An 18,507-nucleotide genomic window follows, 5' to 3' on the forward strand; every position below is an offset into this window, starting at 1 on the left:
TCAATAAATCTCGATTTATAGTCAGGATAAGGGTTGGTGAGAAAAACAATATAGCAATATAAAGTCTCTCATGTTTTAATTAGATAGACTGTTTTTTTATGGCGCTCTTATGATAACAGAGTGAGTAAAGAGCCATTCAAAGTAGCACGTTGCTAGTGTGACGGATATGGATAGTACCATTATATCTGAGTCATACTTTTATAAGTCCATTTGCTTTATTTTATCAAGGAAGAAAATAATGAAGTCCATTTATAAACTGCCTTTACTTGCGGCAATGATTGCAGCCAGTATGACAATGGTTGCCTGTTCAGACAAAGCGGCTACTGATAGCGCAGCTACTGACAGTGCTACTGCTGAAACCACTACAGATACCGCTGCCACAGCAAATGACAAGCTTGAAACCAAATTTGTCACCATTGCTACAGGAGGCGCCTCCGGTCCTTATAATATTATTGGGACGTCTTTAGCAGAGATTTATGCAAAGACTTTTGGCGTTAATGCTAAGACCCAAACGACAGGTGCTTCAGTAGAAAACGTCAATCTGTTGACCCAAGGTAAAGTAGATATGGTGCTGGCACTTAGTGATGTTGTCACTGATGCAGTCGAAGGTAAAAATGACTTTAAGGCACCTATCGCCAATATTCAGCAAATTGCTGTTCTGTATCCGAACGTCATTCAGCTAGTTGCTTCAGAGAAATCTGGCATCAAAAACATTGAAGATTTAAAAGGCAAACGTATTGCGGTTGGTGATCAAGGCTCGGGTACTGAAGTCAATGCTCGTACCTTGTTAGAAGGTTTCGGTATTACTTATGATGATGTCAAGGTCGACTATCTAGGCTTTGCAGATGCTGCAGATGCGATGAAAGCTGGAAAAATTGAAGCGGCGTTTTTTAGTAGTGGCTTACCAAACTCTTCGCTTTTAGAGCTAGAGCAGGGCATTAAGTTGCAGTTGGTGACCATCAATCAAGATAAGCTCAAAAAAATTATTGAGACCAAGCCTTACTTTAAAACTTTTGAGATTCCTGCTGGTACCTATGGTAATGCTGCTGCTATCCCAACCACAGCCGTCATGAATGCTTTATTGGTACGTTCTGATATCTCTGAAGAAGATGGCTATAAGCTGACCAAAGCATTGTTTGAAAACTTAGATGGTCTAAAAAAATGCTCACCAAGCGGCGAATGATATCAGTTTAGAGACTGCCCAAGTCGGTATGGTTGCTCCTATTCATCCTGGTGCCAAAAAATATTATGATGAGAAAGCAGCTAAATAAGCAAGTATGGTGGTTTGCTGGCGTAGCATCTATTGCTGCGCTGGTTTTATTTATACTATGGGCGATTTTCAGCCGCCAAACAGTCATTGAAGTACGAGTAGCGGGCGTTACTGGTAATAATAACAATAGTGCCAGCCTAGTCTGCTATTTTGTTGAGCCCAATTTTCAATTACGCTGGATTCACTCGGTAGAAAAGCAGTGGTGGGAGGAGCAGTATCTTCGTGAAGAGGAGGGCTTACTATTAACCACTACCTACTTTCAAGCGTTTGGTGCTGGTACGCCGTCGACTGAAAATGTCGCTCCTATACAAAAAGAGGGCTATGTCGGGTATCAAATCAACCAAAGGTTTCCCCATCTCAACTGGGTTGTCTCAAGACTGACAAAAGGTGAGATTGATTATGCCGGTCAGCGCATCCTTATTCATCAACTGGTACCAGATTATTCAGAAGTAACTATCATGCCCAAAGCATATAGTCCAATCGATAGATTCAATAAGGATTTTTGTCATGAACTCCCAAGTGATGGATCACAGTAGCGATAAGCCTCATGTCAGTGATGATGCTAAGTTGGCAAATCAGCCAAATGCGCCTGAAGATACTGAGAATTACGATGACGTTGATCCTAGTGTCACACAGGCAATATTAGAAAAATACGATCGAGAATCTATTACGCGTCATATCACCCAAGGTCCAGTGAAGTATATTATCGCTGCGATCTGTATTTTCTACTCCATTTTTCATTTATACATTACCTTTAATCCAATGCCATCGTTACTACAGCGCTCTGTGCATGTGGGCGTTGGCTTCGCTTTGATTTTTTTGATTTTCCCTGCCAGTAAAAAAAGCAGCCGTAAGAAAGTGGCATGGTATGACTGGATTTGGTTTATCTTTTCCTTATCTGGGATGACGTATCTCATTTATGAGTATCAAGATATTGTCACCAGTCGCGGCGGTATGGCAAATTCGGTCGATGTGATCTTTTCTATTATTACGGTTATCTGCGTCCTTGAAGGCAGTCGGCGTATTACTGGCTGGATCTTGCCCATATTAGCCTCTATATTTTTGCTATATCCCTTTATCAGTCATTTGGACTTTATGCCGGATAGGTTGCTGACCAGACCTTATGATTTGGGCGATATTTTTGGTCAATTATTCTTAAAGACCGAAGGCTTATATTCGGTTGCAATCGGCGCATCAGTCACTTTCATCTTCTTATTCATTCTATTTGGGGCATTTTTAGCGCGTTCTGGAATGGGTCAGCTGTTTAATGATTTGGCATTGGCGCTGGCAGGCGATAAAAAAGGTGGACCTGCTAAAGTTGCTGTTATATCAAGCGGCTTTATGGGTAGTATCAATGGTTCAGCCTTATCAAACGTGGTCAGTACGGGCGCGTTTACCATCCCATTGATGAAAAAGGTTGGTTATCATAAAGACTTTGCAGGAGCCGTAGAGGCAAGTGCGTCGGTCGGTGGTCAAATCTTACCGCCTATTATGGGTGCCAGTGCTTTTATTATGGCGGAGACGACAGGTCTACCGTATAGCACTATTGCTTTGGCTGCGTTATTACCTGCCATTCTCTATTATCTAGGCGTTATCGCACAGGTACATTTTCGTGCCGGTCGCCGAGACTTAAAAGGCATGGCAAAAGAGAGTTTGCCGCAGGTAAAAGAGGTATTAAAAGCACGCGGTCATATGCTATTGCCGATTGTATTCTTGATTTATTTATTAATACAAAATGTTCCTGTAGGGTACGCTGCTGCCTATACCATTGGCTTTACTGTTGTCATCAGTATGCTACGCAAAGAAACACGTATGGGCTTCAAGGATATTTTAGGTGCTCTAGAAGATGGTGCACGCCAGTCATTAGCAGTGATGGCAGCTTGTGCGGTTGTAGGTATCATCATTGGGGTCGTTAGTTTGACCAGCTTTGGTACAGTAATGACATCTTCAATTGTTACTTTGGGTGCAGGGTCTTTACTGCTTACTTTGATTTTGACCATGCTGGCGTCTATGGTCTTGGGTATGGGATTGCCTTCTATCCCTGCTTATATCATTACCGCAACCATGGCAGCGCCTGCTCTAGCAGGATTTGATATTCCTATTTTATCAGCGCACATGTTTGTTTTCTATTTTGGTGTGTTTGCAAATATTACCCCGCCCGTCTGTCTGGCAGCTTTTGCTGGTGCTGGTATCTCTGGCGGTGATCCGATGAAAACAGGGTATTTGTCATTAAAGTTAGCGTTAGCAGGTTTTATTGTCCCTTTTATGTTTATTTATAATCCTGCGATGTTGATGATTGACCCAACAGATCTTGCGGTCACGGCGAAAGAATTTCCATTGCCGCCGGTTATCGATATTATTATTGCTGTTGTGACATCGGTCATTGGTGTGATTGGACTTAGCGCCGCGTTAGAGGGTTATTTTAAAAGTGATATGAATCTCGCTACGCGCTTAATATTAGCATTAGGCGCATTGCTGCTGATTTATCCTGGACTGATCACAGGTGTAATAGGTGGCGTAATAGTACTAGGTATTGCGGCATTCAATATAAAAGGCAGTAAAGCGCCAACCACTTTAAGTGTTTAACATTGAAGCACTGCTGCTCTGAGTGAGACAGAAAAGTTGGAAGCATAGAAAAGGTCGAATAGCAGATATCTGCCATTCGACCTTTTTATATTTTAAAACCTGTCACGTTACGTTGATATAGTGACGACTCTCACTTAACAGCCAAGTTTACCTTCTGCTGCTAATGCTTTTTTGCTACGGATAGGTGCTGGGCAATCTTCACCGTAGTACTGACGATCAGCAAAATAGCTTGAGCGCACCATAGGACCTGCCCAAATATTAAAGAAGCCAATCTTTTTGCCATAGTCCATATAACGCTGGAACTCATCTGGATGCACATAGCGATCGACTGGCGCATGGTCTTTACTGGGTTGTAAATACTGACCAACGGTAATCATATCAACGTTATGCGCCTTTAGATCATCAAGTAGCTTATAGATTTCTTCTTCTGTTTCACCAAGTCCAACCATAAAGCCACATTTGGTCGCAATATCAGGGCGACGTTCTTTATAAATCTTTAACAAGTCTAATGAATGCTGATAATCTGAACCTGGACGGAAAGCTTTATATAAACGAGGCACGGTTTCGATATTGTGGTTAAAAACATCAGGCGCCGTTTCAGTCAATAAGTCCAATGCGATATCCATACGACCACGGAAATCTGGTACTAAAATCTCGATCAAGCAATTTGGGCTCAGCGCACGCGATTCATTCAATACTTCAACGAAATGCATCGCGCCGCCATCTTTTAAATCATCACGGTCAACCGAGGTAATGACGGCATATTTAAGACCTAAACCTTGGATGGTCTCGGCAGTATGACGCGGCTCATCTTTATCAAGCTCATTTGGACGACCATGTCCGACATCACAGAACGGGCATCGACGTGTACAGATATCACCCATAATCATAAAGGTAGCGGTACCATCGGCAAAGCACTGTGGAAGGTTAGGGCAGGCAGCTTCTTCACAAACGGTATAGAGTTTCTGTTCACGTAAGGTGGACTTGATACGTGCGACTTCCGCAGGTGAAGACAGTTTTACCCGAATCCAATCTGGCTTTTTCTTAGCCTCGACGGTCGGGATAATTTTAATTGGGATACGAGCAACTTTATCGTAGCCACGGAGTTTTTCGCCTTGGATGGCTTTTTTGGGTTTTGCGCGGGCAGCAGGCGTGTGCGTTTGTACGGCGTTTGTCATAATCGAATGTTCTCTTAACCCTTGATAGAACAAGGGTTTATGGAATTATTAGAATGCTTTATGAATAGAGCTATTATAGCAGATATTTGGTCAAGGTTTTTTAGGCAATCGTATGAAATTCAGTTTATCAAGGCTACTATAAATAAGCGATTTAGCATAGTTTCATTTATTGATATCAATGTTCATATCATTTAGTATGTCTATGGCAGCGCGAAACGCTTCTTGAGTGGCAGGTGCGCCGCAATAAGGCAGGCTGTGCATCAATACTTCTCGAATCTCAGCGACAGTAGCGCCATTATTGATGGCACCTCGGATATGTCCCTTTAGCTCAGCGGGACTTTTTTGTGCAATCAAAAAACCAATCGTGATAAGCGAGCGATATTTGCGCGGTAGTACCGAGTCATCTTGCCATGTACTGCCCCAAGCGTGCTCGATAATCCAATCTTGTAATGGCTGAGTAAATGGCGTTGCTGAGTCAAGTGAGCGTTTGACATGTGCTGCACCCATCACTTCGGTACGAACTTTTAAACCGTTTTCATAATTGGCGTTTTGACTGGTGCCTTGATTGGCATTGTGACTCATACTGTGAGTAGTATTGCGATCTTCATTTTCTTTATTAGGCATTGTCATCCTTGATTTTATGATTGAATCCTTTGCATTTAGTCGGTATGTTCTTATCAAATATTATAACAGTCGAGTAGGTTTTATTTAACCGTTAATCGAGATATAGTTGATTCCATTTAACAATAACAACGTATAACAATAACGAGATACTAAGACAGTAGCGTTATATATTTTTAAGTGAATAGATAGTCGTAACCGCAATTTACTACCAATATATTGTGAATATTAAAAAACAAAATAGGTCCTCAGTATGAAAAATTTAGAATTTATGATATAGGCACCATTAGTCATATTATTTATGGCACTATTTATATAATAAATGTTCAATATGCCCCTTTTATGACCGCTTTATGAGCCTTTTAAAGGCTGAGCCATTAACATTTAGGGCGTTTTAAGCTATGATTGCATGGATAATTATTCCATCTAGTATATAGACGCAGGTGGTCATGCTGACTACCCACGTAATGTGCTAATACTCCCAACTGACGAGGACGACTATTGTGTTAGAAGCTTATCGTAAACATGTCGAAGAACGTGCTGAGCTAGGAACGGTTCCGCTACCACTGAACGAAAAACAAGTAGCAGAGTTGGTTGAACTACTAAAGAATCCACCAGCGGGCGAAGATGCGTTCTTGATGGACTTGCTCGAAAATCGTATTCCTGCCGGTGTTGACCAAGCTGCTTACGTTAAAGCGGCATTTTTGGCAGCGATCCTTAAGGGTGAAGCGACCTCTTCACTAGTAAGTAAGAAAAAAGCGGTTCAAATCTTGGGTACGATGCAAGGTGGTTACAACGTTCAACCGCTAGTTGCTGCTCTTGATGATGCGGAAGTCGCGCAAGAAGCTGCTGATGCGTTGAAAAAAACCTTGCTAGTATTTGACGCGTTCAATGATGTGACCGAAAAAGCAGAAGCGGGCAATACTATTGCTAAAGAAGTCGTTCAATCTTGGGCTGACGCTGAGTGGTTCTTGAGCCGTGATGCTGTACCAGCAAAGACGACTTACACGACGTTTAAAGTGACTGGCGAAACCAATACCGATGATTTGTCTCCTGCGCAAGATGCGTGGAGCCGTCCTGATATCCCATTACATTCATTAGCCATGCATAAAAACTCTCGCGACGGCATTACTGCTGACGAAGAGGGCGTTATCGGTCCGATGAAACAGATCGAAGCGTTAAAAGAAAAAGGTCATCCATTAGCCTATGTTGGCGACGTAGTAGGTACTGGTTCTAGCCGTAAATCTGCAACCAACTCAGTACTGTGGTTGATGGGTGATGATATCCCGAACGTACCAAACAAACGTGGTGGCGGTCTAGTACTAGGTAATAATATTGCACCTATCTTCTTTAATACTATGGAAGATTCTGGCGCATTACCAATCGAAAAAGTAGCCGTTGATAACCTAAACATGGGTGATGTCTTTGACATCTATCCGTATGATGGCAAAATCACTAAGCATGATTCTGATGAAGTACTGTCAACCTTTAAGCTAAATTCGCCAACTTTGCTTGATGAAGTTCGTGCTGGTGGTCGTATTCCGTTAATCGTTGGTCGTGGTCTGACCAATCGTGCTCGTGAATACATGGGTCTTGGTCATTCAGACGTATTTGCTAAGCCAGAAGAGCCAGTTGATACCGGTAAAGGCTTTACACTAGCGCAAAAAATGGTTGGTAAAGCTTGTGGCCTGCAAGGCGTTCGTCCTGGTATGTATTGTGAACCAAAAATTACTACGGTTGGTAGTCAAGATACCACTGGTCCGATGACTCGTGATGAGCTAAAAGACTTAGCATGCCTAGGTTTCCAAGCAGATTTGGTGATGCAGTCATTCTGTCATACGGCTGCTTATCCAAAGCCAGTTGACATCGAAACTCAGCATACCCTACCTGACTTTATCATGAACCGTGGCGGCGTGAGCTTACGTCCAGGTGATGGTATTATTCACTCGTGGTTGAACCGTATGCTACTTCCGGATACCGTTGGTACTGGTGGTGACTCGCATACGCGTTTCCCAATCGGTATCTCATTCCCAGCGGGTTCTGGTCTAGTCGCCTTTGCTGCTGCGACTGGTGTTATGCCACTTGATATGCCTGAATCGGTCCGTGTCCGTTTCATCGGTGAGCGTCAAGCCGGTATCACCTTACGTGATTTAGTCCATGCAATCCCATACCAAGCGATTAAAGAAGGTCTGTTAACCGTTGATAAGAAAGGTAAAATCAACGAGTTTAACGGTCGTATTCTTGAAATCGAAGGTTTAGAAGATTTAACCGCTGAACAAGCGTTTGAATTGTCTGATGCTTCAGCTGAGCGTAGTGCTGCTGGTTGTACGATTACTCTATCTGAAAAGTCAGTTGCCGAGTATCTGACTTCGAACATTACATTATTAAAATGGATGATCTCAGAAGGTTATGGCGATGCACGTACGATTAGCCGTCGTATAGAAGGTATGCAAGAGTGGTTGGCGAATCCAAGCCTGATGCGTGCTGATGAAGATGCAGAATATACCATCGATATGGTTATCGATATGTCTGAAATCAAAGAGCCGATTCTTTGCTGCCCGAACGATCCAGATGATGCAAAAACATTGGCTGATGTCGCTGGTGACACCATTGATGAAGTATTCATTGGTTCATGCATGACTAACATTGGTCACTTCCGCGCTGCTGGTAAGTTGCTAAAAGATGTCCCAGCAGGTTCTTTGCAAACTCGTCTATGGATTGCGCCACCAACTAAAATGGATGCGCGTCAATTGATGGAAGAAGGTTACTATAATATCTATGCACAAGCCGGCGCTCGTACTGAGATGCCAGGTTGTTCATTATGTATGGGTAACCAAGCACGTATTGCACCGAATTCTACAGCCGTTTCGACTTCTACCCGTAATTTCCCTAACCGTTTAGGTCAAGGTGCTAACGTATATCTAGCATCAGCTGAATTGGCTTCTGTTGCTGCGGTACTTGGTAAATTACCAACCAACGAAGAGTATCAGCAGTACGCTGGCATGCTTGATAGCATGGGCGAAGAGGTGTATCAATACATGAACTTCGACCGTATGGAAGACTATACTGAAGAAGCTGATAAGATCAACGTTGCTCAGTTGAGCTAATTTTGGTCAAATCTTAAATGCTTTGAAGTTTTACAATTATTGTTTAAATAGAAGCCCCGTATCGTCATGATGCGGGGTTTTTTGCTGTGAGCAATGGCTGGTTTCTCTTATTATCTTATGTATAATATGGGAGCAGGCGGAAACCGTGGCTCTGTATGTTATCTCTCCTTTTCTATCTCGGGACGGACCGATACTTTGATAGGCACTTTTTGTTTGCAATCAAGTGCTTTGGAGTTTTGGTTGATTACTTTATCCCCACTCAAACGTCGCATCGTCTATGTGACTGTCTTTGAAATCATTGCTATCATTTCATCTACCTTGGTTCTTATGTTGTTAAGCAACAGCAGCGCCGCAGAATCTCTACCAGTTGCCGTGATGGTCTCATTGGCAGCGGTGATTTGGAACTTTATTTACAATACGGCGTTTGAAAACTGGGAACGTCGTAAACAGGTGACGCAGCGCACGTTATTGGTACGTAGTGCCCATGCGATAGGTTTTGAAGGCGGCTTGGTTTTGATTTGCCTGCCGGTGTATATGATTTGGTATAATGTTGGTTTTATCAAAGCCTTTATGATGGAAGCCGTGCTACTGCTGTTTTTCTTGGTTTATACTTTTTTCTTTACCTTGGGTTTTGACAAAATATTTACCTTACCACATCACTATAAAAGTGCTTCTGCTTCTTGATAAATAAAGAGGTTAATGGAAATGGTTTTGTCCATTAATTATATAATTTATTCAAAAAAGGCTGCACCTTGGCAGCCTTTTTAATGATATTGCAAAGAACAATGTCATCAGCGTACTATTTACCTTGATAAACTGGCTTACGCTTTTCCATAAATGCGGTAATACCTTCTTTAAAATCATCGGTTTTAGCAAGCATCGTTTGTTGTTCTACTTCCATATCCAATGCTTCATTAAGACCCATATAGGCATGAGTATTAATCATGTGCTTCATCGATGCCAATGCTTTGCCGGGGAGATTGCTCAGACGCGTTGCCAATGCCAGTACGCTCGCATCAAGCTCGTCGTTACTAACCACATCGTTGACTAAGTTTAAGCGTGCCATATCTTCCGCTTTGAGCTTATCGCCAAGCATGACCATTTCAGTCGTTTTTGCAACGCCAATCAATTGATTCAATAAGTAAATACCACCAGCATCTGGAATCAGACCAATATTGACAAAAGCTTGTACAAATTTGGCATTTTCAGCGGCAATACGAAAGTCACAAGTCAGCGCCAAGTTCATACCAGCACCAGCAACTGCACCTTCTAATTTGGCGATAATAGGCTTATGAATATTACGCAGCTTTAAGCTAATCTCAGCGACTTCACCAACCATAAAGTTTAGCTTATCCGATAATGCCTCGCTTTCCATACCGTTTTCTAACATCTCACCGATATGCCCGCCACTTGAGAAGTTATTGCCGGCGCCCTGTAAGACAATGACTCGTACTTGTTCATCTTCATCGGCTTTGGTCAATGCTGCCATCATGGCATCTTTGAGTACCGTGCTAAAGGCGTTCAAGGTTTTAGGATCGTTCATTGTGATGGTAGCAATATGGTTTTCGGCTTGGTATTCGACGAGAGCTTGTGACATTTTGGATATCCTTAAGATGATGTTCTAAATAATTATTGCAATAAAATACTGGTATAGTCATGTTTGAATAAAAGAAATATACATATTATAAAGCACTACTGAGGTTAATTTTTCTTGCTTTCTGTGCCTGCGCAGACAGAGGCTGCGAATAATTAACCTCAGTAGTGTTGTATTCTTTTAAAATTGGATCAACTATATCGGCAGTAAGTAAAACAAATAGGGCAATACTAATTACTATAGCAGTTTGAGCTTATTATAAAAGCGAGATTTGTGCGCGCTTAAGGCACGTTTTGAATAACATTTTTTGCTGCTATCACTATTGCCAAAGGTATAAAACCTATCATTCAAAAATAAGGCTACTATCTGTAAGAGGGTTGAATTATGCTAGAAGACAGATTTCAAAAGGTTTTATTTTTTATCACACTAACAAGGAAGTGGTTATGCCAATGATTCATGTCAATGATATCGATATTTATTATGAAGACAGCGCACCAAACGATAAGCAAAAGCCCATCATGGTATTCGCCCATGGTTTGCTATGGAATACGCGTATGTTTGACAAGCAAGTCGAGTATTTTAAAGCGGGTTATCGCTGTATTGCGTTTGATTTTCGGGGACAAGGTCAGTCTGAAATTACCAAATCTGGCTATGATATGGAAACCTTAACTGAAGATACGCTGGCGTTGTTAGATGCGCTAGATATTCAGCAGTGTCATTTTTTAGGACTATCAATGGGTGGATTTGTCGCCCAACGTATTGCGTTAAAGCGTCCTGAATTATTGCTATCACTGACGCTGCTTGAAACCTCTGCTGATCCTGAAGATCCTAAAAACGTGCCACAGTACCGCAAGCTGATTAAAGCCATTCGTTGGTTGGGCATGAAGCGTGTCAGCCAAAAAGTAATGCCCATTATGTTTGGTAGCAGTTTTTTAGCAGATAAATCGCGTAAAGCTGACCGTAGAGAGTGGTTGTCTATGTTGCAAAGCAATCGTAAGGGCGGGGTCATCAAGGCAACTACTGGCGTGATTGAGCGCTCTGCAACGTATGATCAGCTCAGTGATATCAAGATGCCGACGCTTATCATCGTTGGCGATGAAGATGTGGCAACACCGTATGCAAAAGCTGAGCGCATGCACTTTGCGATAGCAGGCTCTAAGCTGGTGGTGATTAAAGGTGCGGGGCATACGGCAACGGTTGAAGAGCCGGAGCAAGTTAATAAAGCCATTAATAAGTTTTTGGCAAACTTTATATAGTGTTCATTGCGGATCTATATACCTGATATGACAGCGTTTATTATCGCAAAAAATGTAGCAAAAAAGTCGTTATCATGGATTTGATAACGGCTTTTTTAACGCTTTAAAAGGAGTGTTTAAAACTTATAAGCGCGCTGTATAGTCGTTATTGCCATCATTAATGGTGCCAAAAACGTTAGCTCTATTGACGATTTCGGTTGCCCAAGCACGATGGGTAGCAGGCTCTAGCATAGTATTGTTATATTTAAAGACCGCTTTTGCCTCGCTATGTAATATCGCCTGTGCCTCATCTAAAGTGCTAAGCGGTACGCAGTATGCTTGCTGTACCAAGGCAATTTGACTTGGATGAATAACGGTTTTTCCGACCAACCCCAAGCTGACATCACGCGTCAACTCTTGCATAAATAACGTAGGCTCATCCAAATACTCAAACACCGGTGCCGACAGATAAAAGCCATGTGGCACAAAACAGCCAAGCAGCTGGTAGGCTAGTGTACCAACAGGTGTATCATAGACAAGGCTATTCTTAGGACGGCGCAAACGCAGTGCTGCAAATAAATCATTACCACCAATACGCAAAGCAAATACAGGCTGGCTAAAAGCTTCTTTGAAACCAATCGCCAGCTCTTGATTATGATGTGGATTAAACAACGCTGCCGTCTCAAGCGTTGGCATTAATAGCATGTCAGTACTAAGATTCTGGCATGCCATGCGCCAATTAGATAGACTATACATATCGACTTTTGGCATCACAAAGCCATCAATCAAATCAATATGGGTAAAGCCCGATAACTGCTCTAGCATGGCAGGATGGCGCGGACGTACAAATACCAACGGACGCGTTGGCTGCTCAGTCTGTATCTTGGTTTGTTGTGTTTCAGCTTGCTGTGTCGGCTCATTGATACTATCAACGTGCGTCGCCCACGTATACAGCAGCGTCTGCAAGCGCTCAAGTGCCAACTCAACATCATTGTGGCTGACCGCATCTTCTAGACAGATGATAATACTATTAATCGTCGGTAATTTATCACGCTTGATCACTTGCCAGATATCTTGGCGCGTCGCTGGCATATATAAGCTCGCTCCCAACTGATACGGATGATGCATGTTAGGTTTGAGCATAGCATGACGCTCAGTAATCAGATGCGCGTAAGACTGGGTGTTTTGATAAAGGTGGGACTCGTTTTTTGGCATATCTGACATAATGGGCATCGTAAATAGTGGTAAATGAATGGGTCTAAAAGTATGGTTTCAAGATTAGGTAGAAAGATAAGGAGTTATTAATCGTCTGTAGCGCGCTGCTTAATAAGGGTAATCGCTTGATAAGGCAGTATTTTATCACCTAGTACGCTAATAGCGATATGTCGCTGTGTACATAAATGCCTTAATAATATAGTGTCGGGGTGCTCAGCGCTCGCTAACAAAATACGTTCAGGGTCGCGGCGTAGTATCGCGCGTGTCGCCTCAGCAATGGTCGGCTTAATACGATTGCGGTTGCTAATACCATACTCAGCAGCCAAGCTATCGACTAATTCGGCCGTTTGATAGCGAGGTTGCTTATGTGTTGGCAAACATTTCAAAGGCGTGTTTAATGTACGCCTTGTCGCATCGATACAATCAATAAAGGCCAGACTATGATCTACACTGATCAAATTATCATAAAAGACACTGCGATGCAGCCCCAATTCTGGCTCAGTATATAAACTGCGTGATATAAGCCCTGATACAGTACTATTTAATAAACCTGACGGAATCAACCAGTCATCGATACTAGCAGCCAGCCAAGCAACACCAGCCGGATCAGCAAGGGTCAGTAGCGGTATAACATCCTGACCTTGATGGAAAATATTGGCAAAGTTAGGGTGGTTAGGATCGGCAAAGGCTTTTAGACTATGCGCCAGTTCTTGATAAATCGCCCCTTTACCTGTCCAACCATCGACAAATACAATCGGGCTATGAGGATGATTATTTAATATCATCTTTAAAGCAACCGGATCAAGACCACGATCTCGTATAATACTGACGCCATAATGCACACTTGGTAGAGAGTAGCTGCTATCGGCAGTTGCTAATGCGCGTTGTAACAGCACGCCTATTGGTAAACCCGCACGCACAAGACTGACTAATATTAACGGGCGCTCATTATTGACGTTTGGCTGAAAAACTTGCTGTAGCGTATAGGCCAAATTGGTAATATCAGTCGCTGCTCTTACTTTTCCCTGCTCTAACGCCTCGATATATAGCTGCTCATGCATGGCACTTGGCGCGTCTTCCAAGGTCAGCATATCAGAGTAATGACGCTGCCCACTTTGAATCAGTGCTTCTTTTTGACTGACAGGCACATCAGCAACGGCATCTTTATCAACGATATTGAGCAGCACAGTGACATCGCTAGCAAGATAGCTGCCTGAGCCATATTGTGATAAATAGGCTGTTTTAATATTAGAATGGATTGAAGTCATAGTAGAAATAGTTGTACTCGTTTGATGACGGTTTAATAGTAGATTAATAGCAGAATATCATTTAATAAAAGGTAGCGCTCATCATTTAGCTGCAAATTTCTCATGTAGCTGTCCATGATTGGGCATGCCGTACCAGTCAAGTAATTGCAGAAATGGCAGATCTGCCAGACTGTCACCAAAACCGAAGCTTGGGCGCTGATGATCCAAATGCTGTTCCAATAAAAATTGTACCGCATGATGTTTATGAATAGCATGCGGCAATATTGCTAAATTATTAGCATTCACATGCACATAAAAAATCTCATCAAAATCTGGTATGAGCGTTGGTAATTGTGTGGCTAAATCTGCCAATGCTTGATGGTCTTTTTGCGTGTGTTTGATCCCTATATAAATGGTCATCTCGCTATCGATAAAAGTATCGGTATGCAGGGTGAGCTTTAAGTCGTTATGCACGTTATTGCAGCCATTCACCCACTCAGTCAGCTGATTGAGCGTATCTTGTAAAGGAGCAAGCACATCATGCATATACTGTTGCCACGTATTTAGTAGCTCACCATCAGCGGTTAAAATAATCGCGCCATGGGTCAATACTTGCCAGCTATTAAAAGGCAATTTTACTCGCTGTATCTCTGACCTATCACGAGCTGTGACGACTATCAATTCAGTACTGGCAAATAGCCAATTAAAAAAGACCGCTTGGCGCTGACTCATAAAGCTTAACGACTCATCTTTTTTATTGACAGTGGCGCAAACCAAATTTTCAGGTTCAGTCGTTGGTAATTTCCATGCATCAATTTTACGCTGAGTTTGAAAGAGCGTATCGTCCAAATCCATTAGCGCATAAGGTTTTACAATATTTAAGTTCGGTTGGAAAAATGGGGAGGTCATGACGTTTTCCAAAGATAAAAATGATGATAAGACTGTTTATAGATGGCTTGAATACGGATATGTAAGGGAAGTGCAGCGCTGATTTTTAAAACTGAGCATTACCTATTTATCAGACTTTAGCCAAATGCAGACAGTATAACGATAATCATAAAAAAGGTCAGAATAAATCGGTAATAAAAGTGCAGAATTATCGCAAGAGGATTGGACGTAGCTCATTTGGAGTTAGCATATAAATATAATAAACTCAGAAAATTGAGTAACTAAACTTTCCAAGTTTATTAAAGGGTGATTATGCAGACGGCAGGATAATACTAGGTTTCTTGTGATAGCTACTATAGACTCAGCAACAATCACTATCATATGTTTATACTATCATTTAAATAACAAAGAAATATTTGAATATCCTATCCATATATTTCTTCTAACCTTAGACAAGACACTAATCGTCCTTCCCATTCACGCAACTCGGGCTCAATTTCGCTACATATTGATTTGGCATAGGGGCAGCGTTTATGAAGTGCGCAGCCACTTGGCGGATTAAGCGGACTGGGCAATTCGCCTTGTAGGGTCAGCTCTTTTTTATGACCCGTCACTGAGGGTGCTGCTGAGAGTAAAGCGATGGTATAAGGGTGCTTAGGATCATTGTAAATAGCATCTTTAGCGCCATGCTCAACGGCTTTGCCTAAATACATGACCATCACGTCATCTGCTACGTGGCGTACGACAGAAAGGTTGTGCGAGATAAAGACATAAGCGGTATGATATTCATCTTGCAAGTCCATAAACAGATTGAGTACTTGTGCCTGAATAGAGACGTCAAGTGCTGACGTCGGCTCATCAGCGACGACAATTTTAGGGTTGAGCATCATGGCACGGGCGAGAGCAATACGTTGGCGCTGACCGCCAGAAAACATATGCGGATAGCGCCCCGTATGCTCAGGACGCAAACCAACGTGCTTCATCATTGCATGGACTTTGGTGCGTTTTTCTTCTTTGCTCAGCGTGGTATGAATGTCTAACGGTTCTGTGAGCTGAAAACCAATAGTATGACGTGGATTAAGACTGCCATAAGGGTTTTGGAATACCATCTGAATCTCAGTACGCAAGTTTTTAAGCGCACTTCTACTATAACTCGTAGTTGCCTCATCGTTAATAAATAACTCGCCACTGGTAGGTTCTTCTATCAAAGTAAGCTGGCGCGCCAAAGTAGACTTGCCACATCCTGACTCACCAACGACTGCGAGAGTTTTCCCTGCTTCTAGCTCAAATGAGATGCCGTTCAATGCCTTTACGAATGCTTTACCTTTTCCTAAGCCTAGAGAAACCTGATAGTGTTTATGTAGGTTATCTGCCTTTAAGACAATTTTATTACTCATATTTCAGACTCCATCGTAGCGGTTTGAGTAGTCCGAGTAGGATGTTCGGGAAGGGTGGCGTGAATACAGCGGACTTCGCCATTTGGGGTTGCTAAAATAGGTGGCGGCACCTCACAAGCAGGCTCTTTGTATGGGCAACGTGGGGAGAGTAGACAGCCCGTTGGCCTGTCGTATTGGCTCGGCACCACACCGGGCAAGCTATTCAATCTATCTTGTCCGACCGCAAGCTCAGGAATAGCCTGCAGTAGGGCTTCGGTATAAGGGTGCGCAGGTTTTTGGAATATCTCTGGCACTGTACTGGTCTCGACCACTTGACCGGCATACATGACAGCGACATCACGAGCGTTTTGTGCGACTAAGCCCAAGTCATGAGTGATGAGCACCATTGCCATTTGCTTTTCACGTTGTAAGCGACTGAGTAAATCCATGATTTGAGCCTGAACGGTAACGTCGAGAGCGGTCGTCGGCTCATCAGCGATAAGTAGTTTTGGCTCGCACGCCAGTGCCATCGCAATCATGACCCGTTGACTCATACCACCTGAGAGTTGGTGCGGATAGACCCGTAGGCGATTCTTAGCATCGGGCATTTCAACCAGCTCTAATAACTCTAAAAGACGCTGCCGTACTGCTGCGCCGCGCAAGCCAAGATGGGTGGTCAATACCTCTCCCATTTGCATCTCGACCGTAAAGCTTGGATTCAGGCATGACATGGCATTTTGAAATATCATCGAGATATCTTTACCGATAATCTTGCGCTTTTGTTTTGCTGGCATGGTGAGGAGATTCTTGCCATCAAAGTTCAGTCGATCAGCAACTACGGTGGCAGAAGAGGGCAGTAATCCCATCAACGCCATCATAGTGACTGATTTACCTGAGCCAGATTCGCCAACAACCGCAACGACCTCTCCTTGTTTTATTTTTAAAGAGACATCATCGACCGCACGAAATGCTCTTGCTCCTTCTCCAAAAGTCACCGATAGATGCTCAATATCAAGGAGTAATGAGTTATCTGTGGCAAGGTTATTTGCTATCGGTCTATTTACTTGAGAATCGTTCATTAAGATACCTGCTTCAATTTTGGATCTAAGGCATCACGCAGACCGTCACCCGTTAGATTGATGGACAATGCGGCTAAGAAAATCGCCACACCCGGCCAAATCGCTAACCACACATTGCTCTGGATATATTGGCGAGCAGTACCTAGCATCGCACCCCACTCAGCATCAGGGGGTTGAACACCGAAACCTAAGAAACCAATCGCGCCGGCTTCCAAAATAGCAGTAGAGAAAATCATGGTCGCTTGGACGATTAATGGCGCCATACAGTTGGGTAATATTGTGATAAATAATAATCTTAAGACGCCTGCACCCATGACCTGTGAGGCAATAAAATACTCACGTTGCAGCTCAACCATTGCTGTTGCGCGGGTCAACCTAATAAAAGGCGGCGTACATACCAAGGCAATGGTAATGATGGTATTGGTCATCGAAGGCCCTAAGATAGCGGCAATGATGATAGCAAGCAGTAAACTTGGGTAAGACATCAAGATATCATTTACTAGCATGACCGCTTTGCCCCAAACCTTGGGCCAAAAGGCAGCACTTAGCCCTAAAGATACGCCTACAATCATCGCTATCGAAGTAGCACTGATACCGATAAATAATGAATAACGTGCGCCGTGCATGACGCGCGAGAGCGTATCACGACCGGCATCATCGGTGCCCAAAAAGAACATCGAATCACCGCCACTAAAGAAGGAGGGCGGCAACTGCTCTTTACCGGTGAATAATTCATAAGGGTCATAAGGGGCAATGGTAGGGGCCAAGATTGCGAAGATGACCATCAGCATCAAGACTATAAAACCCAGTACCGCGCCTTTATTTCGGCAAAAGGTGTATAAAAACAGCTGCCAAGAAGTCGGCGGCTTAGGCGCAACCGGAGCAATGTCAGAAGGAACTACAGAAGGCTTCATTGGATATTCCTTTAGTGAATCAGACCTTGTTTTACTCCACTGGCTTGCTTACTTTATTAGGATAAGTCGCTTATGGTTTCAGCTAACTTAGCATGCGCTTATCTTCTGTAAGCTGAGTAATACAAACTTAGGGATACAAGATCTTTATGAGCACTATGGGTAATTATTAAAAACTATAAATAGCAATTGTCGATGCA

Annotated in this window: 14 protein-coding genes and 1 pseudogene; 6 read left to right on the forward strand and 9 right to left on the reverse strand. The window is 42.9% G+C overall.

Annotation, left to right across the window (positions count from 1 at the left end; all coding sequences use genetic code 11):
* Positions 1 to 238 precede the first annotated feature (238 nt).
* The 3 genes and pseudogenes from PSYCG_RS03945 (at position 239) to PSYCG_RS03955 (ending at position 3,856) form a co-directional block, all read left to right on the forward strand.
* Positions 239 to 1,271 (forward strand): annotated as a pseudogene (locus PSYCG_RS03945) (TAXI family TRAP transporter solute-binding subunit).
* The gene (locus PSYCG_RS13320; RefSeq protein WP_020443041.1) at positions 1,249 to 1,806 is read left to right on the forward strand and encodes a DUF1850 domain-containing protein; all 558 of its coding nucleotides are present in this window, start codon (positions 1,249 to 1,251) and stop codon (positions 1,804 to 1,806) included. The pseudogene PSYCG_RS03945 and the gene PSYCG_RS13320 overlap by 23 nt, the downstream one beginning before the upstream one ends.
* Positions 1,778 to 3,856 (forward strand): TRAP transporter permease, encoded by a 2,079-nt coding sequence (locus PSYCG_RS03955; protein WP_020443042.1) that lies wholly within the window; start codon positions 1,778 to 1,780, stop codon positions 3,854 to 3,856. The genes PSYCG_RS13320 and PSYCG_RS03955 overlap by 29 nt, the downstream gene beginning before the upstream one ends.
* A 134-nt stretch (positions 3,857 to 3,990) precedes the next feature.
* Here PSYCG_RS03955 and lipA read toward each other — a convergent pair whose 3' ends face one another.
* Both lipA and PSYCG_RS03965 read right to left on the reverse strand, forming a co-directional pair.
* Positions 3,991 to 5,034, reverse strand: coding sequence for a lipoyl synthase (gene lipA, locus PSYCG_RS03960; protein WP_011513094.1), 1,044 nt, complete (start codon positions 5,032 to 5,034; stop codon positions 3,991 to 3,993).
* Between the two features lie 162 nt (positions 5,035 to 5,196).
* Positions 5,197 to 5,616 (reverse strand): carboxymuconolactone decarboxylase family protein, encoded by a 420-nt coding sequence (locus PSYCG_RS03965; RefSeq protein ID WP_051130957.1) that lies wholly within the window; start codon positions 5,614 to 5,616, stop codon positions 5,197 to 5,199.
* A gap of 542 nt (positions 5,617 to 6,158) precedes the next feature.
* Between PSYCG_RS03965 and acnB the strand changes: the two genes are divergently transcribed.
* Entirely contained in the window at positions 6,159 to 8,762 is a 2,604-nt protein-coding gene (acnB, locus tag PSYCG_RS03970) for a bifunctional aconitate hydratase 2/2-methylisocitrate dehydratase (protein WP_020443044.1), read from the forward strand.
* A 240-nt stretch (positions 8,763 to 9,002) separates the two neighbouring features.
* Entirely contained in the window at positions 9,003 to 9,446 is a 444-nt protein-coding gene (locus tag PSYCG_RS03975; RefSeq protein ID WP_227500756.1) for a PACE efflux transporter, read from the forward strand.
* A gap of 115 nt (positions 9,447 to 9,561) precedes the next feature.
* Here PSYCG_RS03975 and PSYCG_RS03980 read toward each other — a convergent pair whose 3' ends face one another.
* Complete coding sequence (locus PSYCG_RS03980) at positions 9,562 to 10,359, reverse strand: enoyl-CoA hydratase/isomerase family protein (protein ID WP_020443046.1); 798 nt, start codon at positions 10,357 to 10,359, stop codon at positions 9,562 to 9,564.
* A gap of 440 nt (positions 10,360 to 10,799) precedes the next feature.
* Here PSYCG_RS03980 and PSYCG_RS03985 point away from each other — a divergent pair, with 440 nt between their 5' ends.
* A complete protein-coding gene (locus PSYCG_RS03985) occupies positions 10,800 to 11,612 on the forward strand; it encodes an alpha/beta fold hydrolase (protein ID WP_020443047.1) in 813 nt (270 codons plus the stop codon).
* A gap of 123 nt (positions 11,613 to 11,735) precedes the next feature.
* Here PSYCG_RS03985 and PSYCG_RS03990 read toward each other — a convergent pair whose 3' ends face one another.
* The 6 genes from PSYCG_RS03990 to PSYCG_RS04015 form a co-directional block, all read right to left on the reverse strand.
* The gene (locus tag PSYCG_RS03990; protein ID WP_020443048.1) at positions 11,736 to 12,815 is read right to left on the reverse strand and encodes an HpcH/HpaI aldolase/citrate lyase family protein; all 1,080 of its coding nucleotides are present in this window, start codon (positions 12,813 to 12,815) and stop codon (positions 11,736 to 11,738) included.
* Positions 12,816 to 12,892: 77 nt separating this feature from the next.
* A complete protein-coding gene (locus PSYCG_RS03995; protein ID WP_020443049.1) occupies positions 12,893 to 14,074 on the reverse strand; it encodes a cysteine protease StiP domain-containing protein in 1,182 nt (393 codons plus the stop codon).
* Between the two features lie 81 nt (positions 14,075 to 14,155).
* Entirely contained in the window at positions 14,156 to 14,962 is an 807-nt protein-coding gene (locus PSYCG_RS04000) for a hypothetical protein (protein WP_020443050.1), read from the reverse strand.
* Positions 14,963 to 15,366: 404 nt separating this feature from the next.
* Positions 15,367 to 16,338, reverse strand: coding sequence for a peptide ABC transporter ATP-binding protein (locus PSYCG_RS04005; RefSeq protein WP_020443051.1), 972 nt, complete (start codon positions 16,336 to 16,338; stop codon positions 15,367 to 15,369).
* Positions 16,335 to 17,396, reverse strand: coding sequence for an ABC transporter ATP-binding protein (locus PSYCG_RS04010; protein ID WP_020443052.1), 1,062 nt, complete (start codon positions 17,394 to 17,396; stop codon positions 16,335 to 16,337). The genes PSYCG_RS04005 and PSYCG_RS04010 overlap by 4 nt, the downstream gene beginning before the upstream one ends.
* On the reverse strand, positions 17,396 to 18,310 hold the full coding sequence (locus tag PSYCG_RS04015; protein ID WP_020443053.1) for an ABC transporter permease: 915 nt from the start codon (positions 18,308 to 18,310) through the stop codon (positions 17,396 to 17,398). Before PSYCG_RS04015 ends, PSYCG_RS04010 begins: the two co-directional genes overlap by 1 nt.
* Positions 18,311 to 18,507: the final 197 nt, after the last annotated feature.

Source organism: Psychrobacter sp. G, from assembly GCF_000418305.1.
Lineage (GTDB): Bacteria > Pseudomonadota > Gammaproteobacteria > Pseudomonadales > Moraxellaceae > Psychrobacter > Psychrobacter cryohalolentis.

Bases quoted from the DNA above. Each gene is read 5' to 3' on its own strand.
- PSYCG_RS13320 (WP_020443041.1), top strand. From the start codon at position 1,249: ATGATGAGAAAGCAGCTAAATAAGCAAGTATGGTGGTTTGCTGGCGTA.
- PSYCG_RS03955 (WP_020443042.1), top strand. From the start codon at position 1,778: ATGAACTCCCAAGTGATGGATCACAGTAGCGATAAGCCTCATGTCAGT.
- lipA (WP_011513094.1), bottom strand. From the start codon at position 5,034: ATGACAAACGCCGTACAAACGCACACGCCTGCTGCCCGCGCAAAACCC.
- PSYCG_RS03965 (WP_051130957.1), bottom strand. From the start codon at position 5,616: ATGAGTCACAATGCCAATCAAGGCACCAGTCAAAACGCCAATTATGAA.
- PSYCG_RS03980 (WP_020443046.1), bottom strand. From the start codon at position 10,359: ATGTCACAAGCTCTCGTCGAATACCAAGCCGAAAACCATATTGCTACC.
- PSYCG_RS03985 (WP_020443047.1), top strand. From the start codon at position 10,800: ATGCCAATGATTCATGTCAATGATATCGATATTTATTATGAAGACAGC.
- PSYCG_RS03990 (WP_020443048.1), bottom strand. From the start codon at position 12,815: ATGTCAGATATGCCAAAAAACGAGTCCCACCTTTATCAAAACACCCAG.
- PSYCG_RS03995 (WP_020443049.1), bottom strand. From the start codon at position 14,074: ATGACTTCAATCCATTCTAATATTAAAACAGCCTATTTATCACAATAT.
- PSYCG_RS04000 (WP_020443050.1), bottom strand. From the start codon at position 14,962: ATGACCTCCCCATTTTTCCAACCGAACTTAAATATTGTAAAACCTTAT.
- PSYCG_RS04005 (WP_020443051.1), bottom strand. From the start codon at position 16,338: ATGAGTAATAAAATTGTCTTAAAGGCAGATAACCTACATAAACACTAT.
- PSYCG_RS04010 (WP_020443052.1), bottom strand. From the start codon at position 17,396: ATGAACGATTCTCAAGTAAATAGACCGATAGCAAATAACCTTGCCACA.
- PSYCG_RS04015 (WP_020443053.1), bottom strand. From the start codon at position 18,310: ATGAAGCCTTCTGTAGTTCCTTCTGACATTGCTCCGGTTGCGCCTAAG.